Source organism: Marinobacter sp. SBS5 (genome assembly GCF_048285575.1).
Classification (GTDB): Bacteria; Pseudomonadota; Gammaproteobacteria; order Pseudomonadales; family Oleiphilaceae; genus Marinobacter.
Genome location: NZ_JBLWAZ010000003.1, coordinates 635,329 through 650,949 on the forward strand (window position 1 = coordinate 635,329; position 15,621 = coordinate 650,949).

Annotated in this window: 11 protein-coding genes; 6 read left to right on the forward strand and 5 right to left on the reverse strand. The window is 55.2% G+C overall.

Features of this window, described 5'->3' with window-relative positions:
- The first annotated feature begins 101 nt into the window (after positions 1 to 101).
- Positions 102 to 1,727, forward strand: a complete 1,626-nt coding sequence (locus tag ACNQ6O_RS09990) for a methyl-accepting chemotaxis protein (protein WP_418053065.1) — start codon at positions 102 to 104, stop codon at positions 1,725 to 1,727.
- A 7-nt stretch (positions 1,728 to 1,734) separates the two neighbouring features.
- On the opposite strand, the gene ACNQ6O_RS09995 is transcribed toward ACNQ6O_RS09990, so the two are convergent.
- Both ACNQ6O_RS09995 and ACNQ6O_RS10000 read right to left on the reverse strand, forming a co-directional pair.
- Positions 1,735 to 4,812 carry an efflux RND transporter permease subunit gene (locus ACNQ6O_RS09995; RefSeq protein WP_418053066.1) on the reverse strand — a complete coding sequence of 1,026 codons (3,078 nt, stop codon included), beginning with the start codon at positions 4,810 to 4,812 and terminating at the stop codon, positions 1,735 to 1,737.
- Between the two features lie 5 nt (positions 4,813 to 4,817).
- Positions 4,818 to 5,900, reverse strand: coding sequence for an efflux RND transporter periplasmic adaptor subunit (locus ACNQ6O_RS10000; RefSeq protein WP_418053067.1), 1,083 nt, complete (start codon positions 5,898 to 5,900; stop codon positions 4,818 to 4,820).
- 331 nt (positions 5,901 to 6,231) lie between these two features.
- On the opposite strand from ACNQ6O_RS10000, the gene ilvG reads away from it, so the two are divergent.
- From ilvG to ilvD, 3 genes are all read left to right on the forward strand, one after another.
- On the forward strand, positions 6,232 to 7,932 hold the full coding sequence (gene ilvG / locus ACNQ6O_RS10005) for an acetolactate synthase 2 catalytic subunit (RefSeq protein WP_418053068.1): 1,701 nt from the start codon (positions 6,232 to 6,234) through the stop codon (positions 7,930 to 7,932).
- Positions 7,929 to 8,207, forward strand: a complete 279-nt coding sequence (locus ACNQ6O_RS10010) for an ACT domain-containing protein (protein ID WP_418053069.1) — start codon at positions 7,929 to 7,931, stop codon at positions 8,205 to 8,207. Before ilvG ends, ACNQ6O_RS10010 begins: the two co-directional genes overlap by 4 nt.
- A gap of 246 nt (positions 8,208 to 8,453) precedes the next feature.
- The gene (gene ilvD, locus ACNQ6O_RS10015; protein ID WP_418053070.1) at positions 8,454 to 10,130 is read left to right on the forward strand and encodes a dihydroxy-acid dehydratase; all 1,677 of its coding nucleotides are present in this window, start codon (positions 8,454 to 8,456) and stop codon (positions 10,128 to 10,130) included.
- Between the two features lie 48 nt (positions 10,131 to 10,178).
- On the opposite strand, the gene ACNQ6O_RS10020 is transcribed toward ilvD, so the two are convergent.
- The 3 genes from ACNQ6O_RS10020 to ACNQ6O_RS10030 all read right to left on the reverse strand — a co-directional run bounded on the left by ACNQ6O_RS10020 (position 10,179) and on the right by ACNQ6O_RS10030 (position 13,601).
- Positions 10,179 to 11,357: a thiolase family protein gene (locus ACNQ6O_RS10020; RefSeq protein WP_418053071.1), complete on the reverse strand. Its 1,179-nt coding sequence runs from the start codon at positions 11,355 to 11,357 to the stop codon at positions 10,179 to 10,181.
- A gap of 310 nt (positions 11,358 to 11,667) precedes the next feature.
- Positions 11,668 to 12,816: an acyl-CoA dehydrogenase family protein gene (locus ACNQ6O_RS10025; protein ID WP_418053072.1), complete on the reverse strand. Its 1,149-nt coding sequence runs from the start codon at positions 12,814 to 12,816 to the stop codon at positions 11,668 to 11,670.
- A 23-nt stretch (positions 12,817 to 12,839) separates the two neighbouring features.
- Positions 12,840 to 13,601 (reverse strand): SDR family NAD(P)-dependent oxidoreductase, encoded by a 762-nt coding sequence (locus ACNQ6O_RS10030; RefSeq protein ID WP_418053073.1) that lies wholly within the window; start codon positions 13,599 to 13,601, stop codon positions 12,840 to 12,842.
- Positions 13,602 to 13,920: 319 nt separating this feature from the next.
- Here ACNQ6O_RS10030 and ACNQ6O_RS10035 point away from each other — a divergent pair, with 319 nt between their 5' ends.
- Positions 13,921 to 14,373, forward strand: a complete 453-nt coding sequence (locus ACNQ6O_RS10035; RefSeq protein ID WP_418053074.1) for a MerR family transcriptional regulator — start codon at positions 13,921 to 13,923, stop codon at positions 14,371 to 14,373.
- Positions 14,374 to 14,409: 36 nt separating this feature from the next.
- Complete coding sequence (locus ACNQ6O_RS10040) at positions 14,410 to 15,576, forward strand: isovaleryl-CoA dehydrogenase (RefSeq protein WP_418053075.1); 1,167 nt, start codon at positions 14,410 to 14,412, stop codon at positions 15,574 to 15,576.
- The last annotated feature ends 45 nt before the right edge of the window (positions 15,577 to 15,621 follow it).

Consider the following 15,621-nt stretch of genomic DNA (forward strand, 5'->3'; position numbering starts at 1 on the left):
AATGGCCGATAATAGGTAGCTAACAACGGCAGGGGCCTCCTGACCGTTCCGTATGACTGAATCATACCGTTCAACCCCTACATGAAACAGGATTGCCTCCAATGCAGTGGTACACCAAAAGTATCCTGAACCGAATTCTCACCGTTGTGTCGCTTGCCAATGTTTTGGTCGCAGCGATGGCGGGCGTGTATTTCAATAGCTCGCTGAAAGTACAAGAGCAATACGATCACTTGGTCAGCGTCGAAATGATCCAAGCGATACAAGCTGAAGATATCCTTAGCGATTTCAAAACTCAGGTGCAGGAATGGAAGAACGTACTGCTTCGCGGAGCCGACGCCGGGCAGCGTGAAAAATACTGGCGCAGATTTCAGAACACAGAAGCGAACATACAGCAGCAGCTGGATCAACTGATACCCGAACTAACAAACGCAGAAGCGAAAGCGCTGATGCAACGATTCCAAACAGCCCACGAAGCTATGGGGCGCGCTTATCGCAAAGGTTTTATCGAGTTCGAAGCTTCAAACTTTGACCACACTCTTGGAGATAAAGCCGTTACTGGCATCGACCGGGAACCCAGTAAATTGATTGAAGATGCTTCCGCACATATTCGCGAATACGCTGTTGCACACTCATCTGAATTGCACGAAAACGCCACTGCAGATACCTGGTTTATGGGCGGTTTGCTGCTCGGAGCCATCCTTCTGGGCACCTTAGCCTGTTTGATTGCACTGGCTCGCTCCGTAGTACGCCCTACTCAGGAACTCATTGTTAAACTGAACAAGATCGGCGCCGGCGATCTGTCAGATCCGGTTACCTTAGTTCGTCGCGACGAACTGGGTCAGCTGGCTGATACCGCCCGCACGCTTCATCGCTTCCTGACCGATACCGGCGAACTGATGAAACAAAATGCCGCTCAACTTGCCGATACAGGGGCAATGATTCGCGCCAGCGCGGATGCCGTCTCTAGCCAATCTGATCAAGCACACCAGCGTATCGACCAGATTGCCACCGCAATGAACGAGATGTCTGCGACGGCCCAAGATGTTGCCCATCACGCAGCCTCTGTGGCCAATCAAGTTGATGAAACCACCAATCAAACCCGCCACGCGGACGATCAGATCAACCTGGCAGTCAGCAGCATGAACCGCCTGACAAACCAAATCCAAAGCTCTACCGAAACGGTAGCGGAACTGGCCAAAAGCGGCCAGCGGGTTGGCGATGTTATGCAGGTCATTCGTGAAATTGCCGATCAAACCAATCTATTGGCGCTGAACGCAGCCATTGAGGCTGCTCGAGCGGGCGAGGCGGGTCGAGGCTTTGCGGTTGTTGCCGATGAAGTCCGTAATCTGGCGGCAAAAACTCAGGCATCAACGGTCGAAATCGACGGCATCATTGCCAATATTCAGTCTGGATCCAAAGATGCCACCGAGTATATGCACGCCTCCGGCATCGTTGCCAAAGAAAGCAGCGACTCTGTAGATGCCGTCAGGCAAACGCTGGCAGTCATCAACCAACGTATGCTCAGCGTGAATGACGCGACCACTCAGGTGGCCACTGCCGCCGAAGAGCAAACCAGCGTCAGTGAGGATATCAATCGAAACGTTACGGAAGTGGCCGAGATCTCCGAAGCCATGTCGAAAGCCGCAGAAGCCAACCTGCGCGCCGTTCCGGAACTGGAAGCTATGGCGGGCAAAGCCCAAACCATTGCTCAAAGACTTCAGCACTAACGCCGGTTTAGCCGGAGCGTCGGTTCAGCGCACGGAAGCGCTGCCCCGCCTTCTCGCCCAGCACCAATAACGCAGGTGTCAGCAGCAACGTAAGCAGAGTGGCAAAGGCCAAGCCGCCCGCAATGGCGCTAGACAACTGAGTCCACCACTGAGTAGATGGAGCTCCCACCCCTAACGACGGTTCCAGTAGGTTCACGTTAACCCCCAAAACCATTGGCATCAGCCCAAGAATCGTCGTGGTGGCGGTCAACAACACCGGGCGAAAACGCAAGCAGCCGGTTTCAAGCGCGGCTTCGAAAGCTTCCCTTCCCTCTTGTTTCATCTGGTTGTAGGTATCAATCAGGATGATGTTGTTGTTCACCACAATACCCGCCAACGCGATGATGCCCATACCGACCATGACGATGCCGAACGATTGACCATTCAGCAGAAGACCGAGCAAGACACCAGCAGTCGATAGCACAATGGCTGAAAGGATCAACAGCGTCTGGTACATGGAATTGAACTGGGTCAGCAGGATCAGCACCATCATGCCAATCGCCACCAGAAATGCACTCAGCAGGAATGTCATCGCCTGCTGTTGATCTTCGTTTTCCCCACCAAACCGAAGCGTGACACCTTCCGGCGGTTCCGGCATTTCAGCCTGCAGCGCCTTCAGCAGCTCATCCATGCGCCGGCCTGGCGCCACGTCGGATTTGATCGTGATGGTTCGCTGACCATCGACCCGGACAATGCTGCCGGTTTTGTCAACGGGCTCCAGGGTCACGAATTCAGACAAAGGCACCTGCCCCCGCGGCGTGTTGATGGTTTGCCGCTGCAGGTGCTCCAACTCTCGCCAGTTGTTTGGTACGCGGACAGCGATATCCACTTCATCCCGGACATCCTCCGGCCGATAGGTAGCCAGCACCATGCCGTTGGTCACCATACGCACAGCGCTGCCGATGCTCAAGATATCGGTACCGAAACGAGCGGCGGCTTCACGGTCCACCTGCAGCCGCCACTCAATCCCCGGTAAACTGCGGTCATCTTCGATATCGACGAACCCGCCAATGCTCTGCATGACCCGTTCCAATTCATCGACGTAGTCATCCAACTGGCCGGAGTCCAAGCTGCTAACCAACAATTCAATGGGTTTGCCGTCTGCCGGGCCCCCTTCCTGTTTTCGAAACTCCAGTTCAATACCCGGAATACCCGAGGTGCGCTCACGGAAGTCTTCCAATATTTCCGTCGCGGGGCGGCGGGTATACCAGTCGGTGAACTGAAACTGTAAAACACCAATGACATCCGGCGCCATTTTGGTGCCTGTAGCCAACATGGAGCGGGCATACAAGGCTTTTACTTCTGGCATGTTCTGAAGGTGACTTTCCACTTCGCGAACAATGGCATCGCGCTCCCAAACCGATAGATCACCCCGAGCACGCACTTGCACCTGTGCCGAATCAGGCTCGACACTCGGGAAGAACTCGACGCCGTAGTTGAAACGTCCATAGGCTGCATAGATCATAACGATGAGTACTAGGGCCCCGATCAGAGTGAGCCCCGGCCGCCGCAGAATTTGGCCTAAGGTGCTTCGGTAGGCCTGCAAAATCCGGCCTTCTTCCGCATCTTGATGAGCGCGCCTGCCACCACTAACGCCACCCATAACGGGCAAAAACACCAACGCCATCGCCAGCGAGGCAAGCAAACAAATCAGAACGGTCATCGGCAGGAATTTCATAAACTCGCCCACCACTCCCGGCCAGAACAGCAGGGGCACAAAAACCGCCAGCGTGGTTGCGGTTGAGGCGATCACGGGCCAGGCCATCCGAGAGGCAGCGTCTACCCAAGCCATCTTTACCGGCTGGCCATCGGTCAGATTGCGGTCAGCCAGTTCCGACACCACAATGGCACCATCTACCAGCATACCCGCCACCAGAATCAAGCTGAACAACACCACGATGTTGAGCGTTAAGCCCATGCCCCAGATCACCAGAATACCCGTTAGAAACGCACCGGGGATGGTTAGTCCGACCAACAGAGCCGAGCGAGCCCCCATGGCGGCAATGACGACAATCAGCACCAGCACGATTGCCGTCAGCACGTTATTGAGGAGGTCAGACAGCATGTCTTGAACTTCTTCGGACTGATCCATGATGTAGCGAATTTCCAGTGCTTCCGGCAACTGAGGTTTCACTTCTTCAATCAAGGTACGTATCTGATCGATGGTTGCAATTATGTTCGCGCCGGATCGTTTCGACACTTCCAGCACCAAAGCTGGCTCGTTGTTGATGCGGGCAAATCCAGTGGGATCTTTAAACGTCCTCTGCAACATGGCGACATCACCGAAGGTCACGACCGTGTCACCATCAACTTTGATGGGCATCGACATAACATCTTCGATTGACTCAATCACGCCGGGCACTTTCAACGACATGCGGCCGCTACCGGTATCCAGTGAACCCGCCGCTACCAAGCGGTTATTTCGACTGACCATCGAAGCGAGTTGATTGAAATCGATGCCGTAGCTCTCCAGCACCTGCGGATCCACAACGATTTCCAGAAAGTCTTCCCGGTCGCCGCCTATATCCACCTCCAGCACTTCAGGCACGCCCTCTATAGCATCTTGGAAACGCCGGGCAATCGTAATCAGCTCGCGTTCGGAGAGCGGTCCAGAGAGCCCAATTGAAAGCACGGGGAATAGGGATACGTTGATCTCGTGAACTCGAGGCTCATCCGCCTCTTGAGGTAACTTGCTGCGAGCGGTATCAACCTTCTCCCGCACATCCTGCAGGGCTTTATCGGAATCAAACCCGGCATCAAACTCCAACATAACTGAAGCATGCCCTTCCGAGGCATTGCCCCGCATCTCTTTGATGCCTTCCAAGGAGCGCAATTCCTGTTCCATGGGCCGCACCAGCAAACGTTCGGCATCTTCCGGGCTGATGCCATCCAGCTTCATGGCAACGTAAATCACCGGAATCGCAATGTCGGGGCTCGATTCTTTAGGAATCACCTGATAGGAAACCATTCCGCCAATCAGCAGGAACAAAAAAGCCAACAACGTTGTACGGCTTCGGTCCATTGCAGCTGTGATAAGTGCTCTCACAATCGTCAGCCCCGCTTGTCGGAACGGTCAATGGGGCGCACAACCTCTCCGGCCACAACAAACCCGGCACCGCGCGTGATCAGTAGAATTTCATCGGGAAGCCCCGTCACCCAAGCGCCACTGGTTGAAATACTGAGCAGTTTGACGGTTTCGAATACCACCTCGTTGTCGGAATCCACATACTTCACTCCGGGGCGGCCGTCGTCATTGAGGCTCAAATATGCCGGTGAGATAAACATGGCCTTCCGCTCAGGTAGCTGAACATTGAGCGTCGCGGTGCCACCTGCTGCGCGTTTACGCTCTGGGTTCTCCACCACCACTTCTACCGCAAAACTTCGGGTGGCGGGGTCTGCAGCGCTGGCAACAAAACTGACCACACCCGCTAGGCGAGTGTCATCAAGCAAAATGACTTCCACGGCTTGCCCGGGCTGCACGTCTTTTACCGTTTGCTGGGGCACCCGCCCCGTGGCTTTTAACCGATCTATCTGAACCAACTCCAACAATGGAGTACCGACCTTGACTAAGGTGCCGGGGTCTACTTCGCGGCGGTTCACCACACCATCAAACGGCGCTTTGGGTTTCAGGTGTTGCAGAGTGAGTTGAGCCCCGGTCATTTCTGCCCGAGCGGCCGCAAGCTCGCTTTCAAGGCTAAGAATTTCTTTCTCCGCCACTAGGTTTCGGGTTTTAAGCTTACGAGCCGCCGACAAATCGGCTTCCAACTTACGAATGCGAGCCTGCCAGCTTGCAACCACCGAATCACGACCATCGGTGGACAGCGTCAAGAGTGTATCGCCCGCTTTTACCTGCTGCCCCAACGTGACCTGCAAGCGTTCAACGGTTCCCGCTGTTCGAGCACTGACCATCACTTGCTGCCAAGGCTCAACCTGCCCCTGCAATTTTATCGAGGGCTGATAGAGCTCGGCTTTCAGCAGTTCCACCTCCACCTGAGTGAGGGCTTTTTCCGGCTGTTCAGGCTCTTGCGGCGTGTCATCGCTGGCTACCTTGACCTCACCGGTTGCCATCCAGATGATCAAAACCCCCACTACCAGAACCGATAGCCCCAGAGAACCCCACTTTGCTTTCGTCATATTCCACTCGCCGTTCTAGTTGTTCTTGGTTGCCGTAGAAAGTTGGATCTGTTTCAGAAATTCACAACAAATGGTTGCAACCGGTTTTAAACGTGCGGTAGATTCTACACATATTGTTTAACTCTATTCAGAGCAGACTGTCGATTTTATGAACTTCACTGCTGTTATCGTCCTAGTAAAGCTAATCCTGGTGGTCGTGGTACCGTCCGGGGGCTTTTGCGTGGACAAGCAGGTGAAATAGCGACAACCTGACACAGACACCAGAAACCCCCGGCACCGAAAGGTCCCGGGGGTTTCTTTTTATGCGGCAAAAAAAAGGAAAAAAACGACCATGAACGGCGCACAGCACATTCTTGACGCGTTTCACCGCCATAACATCCATACCGTTTTCGGCTATCCAGGTGGCTGCATTATGCCGCTCTACGATGCGCTGGTAGACGATGTCGGCGTCGAGCACGTGCTGTGCCGCCATGAGCAGGCCTGCGCCTTAGCGGCCGACGGGTTTGCCCGCGCCAGTGGTGACATCGGCGTTTGCATTGCCACCTCCGGCCCCGGCGCGACCAACCTGATTACCGGTGTTGCCAATGCCTACATGGATTCCATTCCCATGCTGGTGATCACGGGCCAGGTACCCTCCCCCCTGATCGGTACCGATGCGTTCCAGGAAACCGACATTCTTGGCATGACCTTAGGCATTGTTAAACACAGTTATCTGGTAGACGACGCAGAAACGTTGCCGGCCATTATGGAAGAGGCCATTACTCTGGCCCAAAGTGGTCGCCCCGGGCCGGTGTGGATTGATATTCCGAAGAACATTCTGCTTGCAGACGTTGCGGCCCCTGCTGCAACGAAAGCAGATGCACCAGAAAGCCACTGCCCGGATGTTACCGAGGCGCTGGCCATGTTGCGATCTGCGAAGCGCCCCCTGCTTTACAGTGGCGGCGGAGTTTCCTTGGCGCAGGCAGAAGACAACTTCCGTCAATTTTCTCAGACCTCCGGTATGCCTGCGGTTGTTACTCTGAAAGGCATCGGTAACGCAGGCAAAGGCAACCCTCACAATCTGGGCATGCTGGGTATGCACGGTTCGCGTGCGGCGAACAAAGCAGTTGATGAGTGCGATCTGTTGTTCGTGATCGGCGCTCGTCTGGATGACCGGGCTACCGGCAAGCTGGACGGTTTCGCCCCTAATGCCCGGATGATTCACATTGATGCGGATGCGGCTGAAATCAACAAACTTCGGCCGGCGGATCTGGCTTTGCGAGGCGACCTGAATCAAATTCTCGAAGCCTTCACCACAGCATTGAGTTCAGAACCTTTGTCGATTGGAGACTGGCAAAAACAGTGCAAAACCTGGCACACCACGGGCGGCTTTCAGGCTGCGGATAACGAAGAATCTTTGGCGCCTATCGCTGGCCCGGCCTTTATCCGCCAGCTATCAAAAATTGCGCCGGACGACACCGTTATTGCCTGCGACGTTGGCCAGCACCAGATGTGGGTGGCCCAGCATTACGAGTTCGACCACCCGCGTCACCACCTGACCAGCGGCGGGCTGGGCACCATGGGCTTTGGCTTGCCGGCCGCCATCGGCGCGCAGTTTGCGGACCGCAATAGCACCGTGATTAATGTGACCGGCGATGGATCGTTCATGATGAACGCGCAGGAGCTGGCCACCATTCGCCGTTATAACTTGCCGCTGAAATTGATCATTATGGATAACCAGTGTCTGGGTATGGTTCGCCAGCAGCAGGAGCTGTTCTATAACAACCGGGAGAGTCATATCAATTTGGATGACAATCCGGATTTCGTGGCCATGGCTCGAGCCTTTGATATTCCAGCTCTGCACATTGAGCGCACGGATCAGATTCGCCGTGGCATTGAAGCCATTCTGGCTTATGACGGGCCAATGTTATTGCACGTTGCCATCAGTCGTGAGGAGAACGTTTGGCCGATTGTAAAGCCCGGTGGCAGCAATAAAGAGATGATCGATGAAACCCGGCGCACCAGCGCGTCTACTAAGGAGCAGGTAGCATGAATCCGCAAGCAGAGTGTTCTACACCCAGTTATCACTTGAATTGTCGTATGCAGTCGGAGGCGGCGGCGCTTGAGCGGTTATGTCAGGTGGTTCGGGTTCGTGGGTTTCGGATTTCTCAGATGTCGATGAGTTCAGGCAATGAGCATTTAGATATTGCTTTGACGCTGGAGGGTTCTCGGCCGATTGCTATGCTTCGGGCTCAGTTGGAGAAGTTGCATACGGTGGAGGAGGTTTTGGTTCAGCCTCAGAGCGCTGTTCGATCGGCTTCGGCTTGAGGTTTCGCGTTGTCGGCTTCTTGCCTTTTAGCTGTGGGGCGGGTTTGTGGGGTGCGGAGTCATTTTCTTCTGGGAAAAATAACTCGCTTCGCTCAGACATCTTTTTCCCTGCCAGAAAAGGACTCCGCACCCCACTACCGGCAAACCTTTTGGGGATAGTCTTGTTCGATCTGTTTGCACTTTGGTGCTTTGTGGTGTTCTCTGGTGGCTACCGTTTTTGATTTCTAACTTATAAGGGTGGGGTTCATGGCTACGGATAAACGACGTCGCTATTCTGCGCCGGTGGTAGATGGCATTAATAAGTCTGCCAGCCGAGCTATGTTGCGGGCAGTGGGTTTTGAGGATGCGGATTTCCGGAAGCCTCAAGTCGGGATTGCTTCCACTTGGAGTAATCTGACGCCTTGTAATATGCACATTGACGGGCTGGCCCGTGAGGCTGCCAAGGGTGCGGATAAAGCCGGTGGCAAGAGTCTTATTTTTAATACCATCACGGTTTCCGATGGGATTGCCAACGGGACGGAGGGCATGAAATATTCTCTGGTTTCCCGAGAGGTGATTGCGGATTCCATTGAGACGGTAGCCGGCTGTGAGGGCTTTGACGGGCTGGTGGCGATTGGCGGGTGTGATAAGAACATGCCCGGCTGTTTGATGGGGTTGGCGCGGTTAAACCGGCCGTCGGTATTTGTGTATGGCGGGACGATTCAGCCGGGTGAGAATCACACCGATATTATTTCTGTGTTTGAGGCCGTGGGTGCGCACGCTCAGGGCAAGATGGATCTGATTGAAGTGAAGCAGATCGAGGAGACGGCGATTCCCGGGGCCGGTTCCTGTGGTGGTATGTATACAGCGAATACTATGGCCTCAGCGATTGAGGCGATGGGGATGAGTTTGCCGGGCAGTTCGGCTCAGAATGCGGTGTCTAATAACAAGCTAGCTGACTGTGAAGCGGCGGGGGCTGCGGTACTGAATCTGCTGGACGCCGATATCAAGCCGTCTGACATCATGAGTCGCGAAGCCTTCGAGAATGCCATAACGGTTGTTATTACGCTGGGCGGTTCCACCAATGCGGTGCTGCACTTGCTGGGCATGGCGAGTACCGTGGGTGTTGAGCTGTCTTTGGATGACTTTGTTCGGATTGGTAAAACCGTTCCTGTGCTCGCAGACCTTCGCCCGTCCGGGCATTACATGATGTCTGAACTGGTGGCGATTGGCGGTATCCAGCCGCTCATGAAGATGCTGCTGGATCGCGGCATGCTGCACGGCGACTGCATGACGGTAACGGGTAAAACACTGGCTGAAAACCTGGCCGGCGTAAAGCCCTATCCCGACGATCAGCAGATCATCCGGGCCTTCGAGAATCCGATCAAAGCAGACAGTCACCTGCGCATTCTATACGGCAATCTGGCCCCTGAAGGCTCGGTGGCCAAGATCACGGGCAAGGAAGGTACACACTTCTCAGGTCGTGCTCGGGTATTTCATTCCGAAGAAGAAGCACAAGAGCGCATTCTGGACGGCAGCGTGGTTGCCGGCGATGTGCTGGTGATTCGTTACGAAGGCCCAAAAGGCGGGCCGGGTATGCGCGAAATGCTGAGTCCCACCTCGGCCATTATGGGCCGCGGTTTGGGCAGTGATGTGGCGTTAATTACGGATGGTCGTTTTTCAGGCGGTAGCCATGGTTTCGTGGTCGGGCACATTACCCCGGAAGCGGCTGTCGGCGGCCCGATTGCACTGGTAGAAGAAGGTGATACCATCACCATTGATGCGGTGAACAACTCCATCGTTCTGGAAGTTTCTGAAGAAGAAATGGAAAAACGGCGCAAGGCTTGGACGCCTCCAGAGCCCAGAGTGACTCGTGGCGTATTGGCGAAATACGCTCGGACGGTGAGTTCAGCGTCTACCGGCGCAGTCACCGATCTACCCTAACCCCGTACTGGTAACGGGCCGGACGTGTCTTACGTCCGGCCGTCTGTTTTAAATCAGCTCAACCGCCACCGCGGTTCCTTCGCCACCACCTATACACAGTGACGCAACACCACGCTTGAGACCACGCTGTTTCAGTGCATTGATCAAGGTGATCAGGATACGGGAACCGGATGATCCAATCGGATGCCCCAGTGCGCAAGCGCCACCGTGAACGTTCACCTTTTCTGCCGGCAGTTTCAGTTCGTTAATCGCCGCCAGCGTAACCACCGCAAAGGCTTCGTTGATTTCAAACAGATCAACGTCGTCCACGGTCCAACCCGCTTTCGCTAGCACCTTTTCGATGGAACCAATAGGAGCCAAGGTAAACTCCGCTGGCAACCGAGCGTGGGTGGCATGGGCAACAATTCGCGCTTGAGGCGTTAGCCCACGGGCTTCTGCTTCCGCCGATGAAGCCAGCACCAGCGCGGACGCGCCATCACTGATTGAGCTAGAGTTGGCTGCGGTTACCGAGCCGTCTTTGGCGAACGCCGGCTTCAGGTGAGGAATCTTCTCGGGCTTGGCGTTACCGGGCTGTTCGTCGATATCGACTTCGGTATCACCGCCACGGCCAGAGACTGTAACTGAAACAATTTCATCACGGAACCAACCGTTCTCGATCGCTGCCAATGCTTTTTGTAGTGATCCAATGGCAAACTCGTCCATGTCATGGCGAGTGATGTTGAACTTATCGGCCGTGCGCTGGGCGAATACGCCCATCAGCCCACCTTCATAGGCGTCTTCAAGACCGTCCAGAAACATGCTGTCCATCACCTGACCATGCCCCATACGCATGCCGGCTCGGGCCTTGGGCAGCAGATACGGTGCTTGGCTCATGTTCTCCATGCCGCCCGCAATCATGATGTTGTTGGTGCCGGCTTTAATTTGGTCATGGGCCATGATGACGGCCTGCATACCAGAGCCGCACATTTTGTTGATGGTGGTGCAACCAGAGCTGTCGGGGATGCCGGAGGCACGGGAAGCCTGGCGCGCCGGGGCCTGCCCCAACCCACCTGGGAGCACACAGCCCATGATCACTTCCTGAATATCGGCCGGCTGCAGTCCGGAGCGTTCAATGGCGGCCTTGATGGAGATGGCACCCAGTTCCGGGGAACGTACAGAGCTCAATGAGCCCATCATGCCGCCCATCGGAGTTCGGGCGGAGCCTGCTATTACGACATCGTTGTTCATGAGTATTGTTCTCCTTATGTAATGGAAAGAGTCCGACTAACAGAATCGCGTTGCTGCCCTGTTTGTTTTTCAAATGGCCCGTTTTCCGCTTCGAGACTTCCGGTTGTGCGGGCGGGCTTGCGGGTTCACCGGGAAAACTTCCTATACCCGTGCTGCCCGTCGGTAGGGGGGTGTGGGGTGTTTTTCTGGCAGGGAAAAAGATGTCTGAGCGAAGCGAGTTATTTTTCCCAGAAGAAAAACACCCCATACCCCGCGTACCCGCCCGCACACCCGAAAGGCTAGGAGCCCAAACCAGACACACAGAACGCTATCAGCGCCCCAGCACCGAACGGGCAATGATTTCTTTCATCACCTCAGATGTGCCGCCATAAATACGCTGCACCCGAGCATCAATGAAGTTCCGCGAAATCGGATACTCAGTGGTGTAACCGTAACCGCCAAACAACTGCAAACAGCCATCCGCCACACGACACTGCATCTCCGTGGCACTGTACTTGGCCATAGAAGCAGTAGGCGCATCGAGCTCGCCGGCCTCGTACTGGCGAATACACTGATCCACAAACGCCTTGTTGATTCGGTAGTCGGTTTCCATCCGGGCAATTTCGAAACGGGTGTTCTGAAGCTGGCTGAGCTTCTGGCCAAACAGCTCCCGCTCCTGAGTGTATTGGATCGTCATGTCCAACGAACCTCGGGCTGCGGCAACACCTAGAGCGCCAATCACCAATCGTTCACGGGGCAGCTCACGCATCAGGTAGATAAAGCCCTGCCCTTCCTCGCCCAGCAAAGCCGAGGCGGGAATGCGCATATCGGAGAAAAATAGTTCGGAGGTATCACCCGAATGCTGGCCGATTTTGTCGAGGTTACGACCACAGCTGAATCCGGGCAGAGACGTATCGACCAGAAACAAGCTGATGCCCTTAGCACCCGCGTTGGGATCGGTTTTAGCGGCGACGATCACCATGTCGGCATGCTGGCCGTTGGTGATGAACGTCTTGGAGCCGTTGAGAATGTAGTCATCGCCATCTTTAACCGCACTGGCGCGCATGGCTTGCAAGTCGCTTCCGGCACCCGGTTCGGTCATGGCAATGGCACCGACGGCTTCGCCGGAAACCATCTTGGGCAGCCACTGCTGTTTTTGTTCGTCGTTGCCAATGTGACTGAGGTACGGCGCCACTATGTCAGAGTGCACCATCACGTTGGTGGAAAGCGCACCAAAGCCCATCCGGGCCAGCTCTTCCCCTACCACTACCGAATACTGAAAAGGCGCACCACAGCCACCGCAATCTTCTGGCACATCAACACACAACATGCCGGCTTGTCCCAAGGTGTTCCACAGTTCCCTCGGCACAATGCCGTTCTTTTCCCAGGCTTCGTAATGCGGCGCAACTTCGGTTTCCAGCGCTTTGATCACCGAGTCCCGGAACAGGTTCAGCTCTTCTTGATCAATAGGGATCGTCATCGTTCTCACCTGGATTTATTGTTTTACCGTGGCGCCATACGCAAAGCGCAGTCCAACCGGACGACTTCACCGTTCAGCAGCGGGTTGCGAACCATCTGATCAACCATCATGCCGAATTCTTCTGGTTTGCCCAGACGCTTCGGGAATGGCAAGGTTGCGGCCAGACTGTCCTGAACCTCTTGCGGCATGCCCGCCAGCATCGGGGTCATGAACAAGCCCGGTGCAATAGTGTTCACTCGCACACCTTCCCGGGCCAGTTCGCGAGCGGATTGAAGCGTCAACGCCACCACACCACCTTTGGATGCACTGTAGGCCGACTGTCCAATCTGCCCTTCATAAGCAGCAACCGACGCGGTGTTGATGATTACCCCTCGCTCGCCATCGGCGTTAGGCTCGCGCTGCGCCATATCCGCCGCGGCCAGTCGCAGAATGTTGAACGTGCCGATCAGGTTCACCTGGATTACGCGATTAAAGTTTTCCAGAGGCATTACACCTTCGCGGCCTAGAATCTTCTCTGCAGGCCCAATGCCGGCGCAGTTAATCGCTATACCACAGGGTCCGTGAGCTTCACGGGCAGCTGAGATGGCAGCCTCTGCGCTATCAGCGGAGGAAACGTCGCAGCTCAGAAAGATGCCACCAATGTCGGCCGCCACCTTTTCACCCTGCTCTTTATTCACATCCAGAATAGCGACTTTACAACCAGCGGCAGCCAGCGCACGAGCAGCGCCTTCACCAAGACCCGATGCGCCGCCCGTAACGATGGCCGGAATGTTTTTGAATTCCATAACGTACTTTCCTGTTATTAGTCACGTTGCGCCAAATACTCTGAAGTACCTGACGCACTTTTAGTTTACGTTAACGTAAACATTAACCCGAATCCAACGCAGGAAACAACTCCCGCTTTAGTCCAAGCGGTCGACGCTCACCGCGATGCCCAGCCCGCCGCCCAACAAAGGGTGCCGCCCCACCTCGTTCAACTCTTCAAAATGCGTACAATCGTTGCCAGCCAAGGGCTTGCAACAGAAATCCGGCATCGAGCCAAGATCACACTTTACGTTAACGTAAACTTCAACTAACCTAAGAAAAAATATCACGAGAATGACCATGAGCGACAAACGAACCTTCAGCATCAGCGAGCTCTCACAAGAGTTCGACATCACAACCCGAAGCATCCGCTTCTATGAAGACCAAGGCCTGCTGAAGCCTTCGCGACGCGGCCAGACCCGTATCTTCAGCACCAAAGACCGGGTCCGTTTGAAACTGATCCTGCGCGGAAAGCGCATGGGGTTTTCGCTAGGCCAGACCAAAGAGCTGTTTGACCTCTGGGACGAAACCCTGACCGGCAATGAGAAGCAGCTGCTGAAAATGCTGGAAATCCTGGCCGACCGGCGAGCACATCTAGAGCAACAAAAAGCCGACCTCGCCATGGCCGAGATGGAAATGGACAACGCCGAAGCAAGATGCCGCGAGGCCCTTGCAGAGGTTCAAAAAAAGAAAGAAGCCCACGTTCAGGGCGCACAACAACATGAGGATACTGCCGCCGAGAGTGGCAGGTAATCCAAACACGACATCAAAACAAAAAGGTAGCCGACCATGAAATCACAATACTCAGAGCTAAATTTCGGCCTTGGTGAAACCCTCGATATGCTACGAGAGCAGATCAACGGTTTTGCCGCTGCCGAAATCGCACCTCGGGCAGAAGAAATCGACCGAAACAACGAATTCCCCATGGATCTGTGGCGGAAAATGGGCGATATGGGCTTGCTGGGTATTACCGTCAAAGAAGAGTACGGCGGTTCTGGCATGGGCTACCTTGCACACGTGATTGCGATGGAAGAAATCAGCCGCGCGTCCGCCTCTGTGGGCCTCTCCTACGGCGCCCACTCCAACCTGTGCGTAAACCAGATTCACCGCAACGGCACCGAAGAACAAAAACAGAAATACCTGCCTAAGCTCGTCAGCGGCGAACACATCGGTGCCTTGGCCATGTCCGAGCCTAACGCCGGCTCCGACGTTATCTCCATGAAACTCCACGCCCGTGACGAAGGCGACCACTACGTCCTCAACGGCAACAAAATGTGGATCACCAACGGCCCGGACGCAAACACCTACGTCATCTACGCCAAAACCGACCCGAAAGGTGGTTCCAAAGGCGTGACCGCCTTCATCGTCGAACGCGACTACCCCGGCTTCAGTCGCCACCAAAAGCTCGACAAACTCGGCATGCGCGGCTCCAACACCTGCGAACTGGTATTCGAGGACTGCAAAGTCCCGAAAGAAAACGTACTCGGCGGTGTCGGCAACGGCGCCAAAGTATTGATGAGCGGCCTCGACTACGAACGCCTCGTACTGTCCGGCGGCCCTCTGGGCATCATGCAAGCCGCCCTGGACGTAACCGTGCCTTACATCCGCGAGCGCAAACAGTTCGGCCAGGCCATCGGTGAGTTCGAGCTAGTACAAGGCAAAGTCGCCGACATGTACACCTGGATGAACAGCGCGAAATCCTACGTCTACATGGTCGCCATGTCCGCCGACCGCGGCGAAACCACCCGCAAAGACGCCGCCGGCGCGATCCTCTACTCCGCCGAAATGGCCACCAAACTGGCTTTGGACGCTATCCAACTACTCGGCGGCAACGGCTACATCAACGAATACCCGACAGGCCGACTGCTGCGGGATGCCAAGCTATATGAAATCGGTGCGGGTACGTCTGAAATCCGCCGGATGCTAATCGGCAGAGAGCTGTTCCTGAACAAGTAAAACGCCGAGATTCCAGCTCCCAACGTATGACAAGGGTCTGCTGCG

Bases quoted from the DNA above. Each gene is read 5' to 3' on its own strand.
- ACNQ6O_RS09990 (WP_418053065.1), top strand. From the start codon at position 102: ATGCAGTGGTACACCAAAAGTATCCTGAACCGAATTCTCACCGTTGTG.
- ACNQ6O_RS10035 (WP_418053074.1), top strand. From the start codon at position 13,921: ATGAGCGACAAACGAACCTTCAGCATCAGCGAGCTCTCACAAGAGTTC.
- ilvD (WP_418053070.1), top strand. From the start codon at position 8,454: ATGGCTACGGATAAACGACGTCGCTATTCTGCGCCGGTGGTAGATGGC.
- ilvG (WP_418053068.1), top strand. From the start codon at position 6,232: ATGAACGGCGCACAGCACATTCTTGACGCGTTTCACCGCCATAACATC.
- ACNQ6O_RS10030 (WP_418053073.1), bottom strand. From the start codon at position 13,601: ATGGAATTCAAAAACATTCCGGCCATCGTTACGGGCGGCGCATCGGGT.
- ACNQ6O_RS10040 (WP_418053075.1), top strand. From the start codon at position 14,410: ATGAAATCACAATACTCAGAGCTAAATTTCGGCCTTGGTGAAACCCTC.
- ACNQ6O_RS10000 (WP_418053067.1), bottom strand. From the start codon at position 5,900: ATGACGAAAGCAAAGTGGGGTTCTCTGGGGCTATCGGTTCTGGTAGTG.
- ACNQ6O_RS10010 (WP_418053069.1), top strand. From the start codon at position 7,929: ATGAATCCGCAAGCAGAGTGTTCTACACCCAGTTATCACTTGAATTGT.
- ACNQ6O_RS10025 (WP_418053072.1), bottom strand. From the start codon at position 12,816: ATGACGATCCCTATTGATCAAGAAGAGCTGAACCTGTTCCGGGACTCG.
- ACNQ6O_RS10020 (WP_418053071.1), bottom strand. From the start codon at position 11,357: ATGAACAACGATGTCGTAATAGCAGGCTCCGCCCGAACTCCGATGGGC.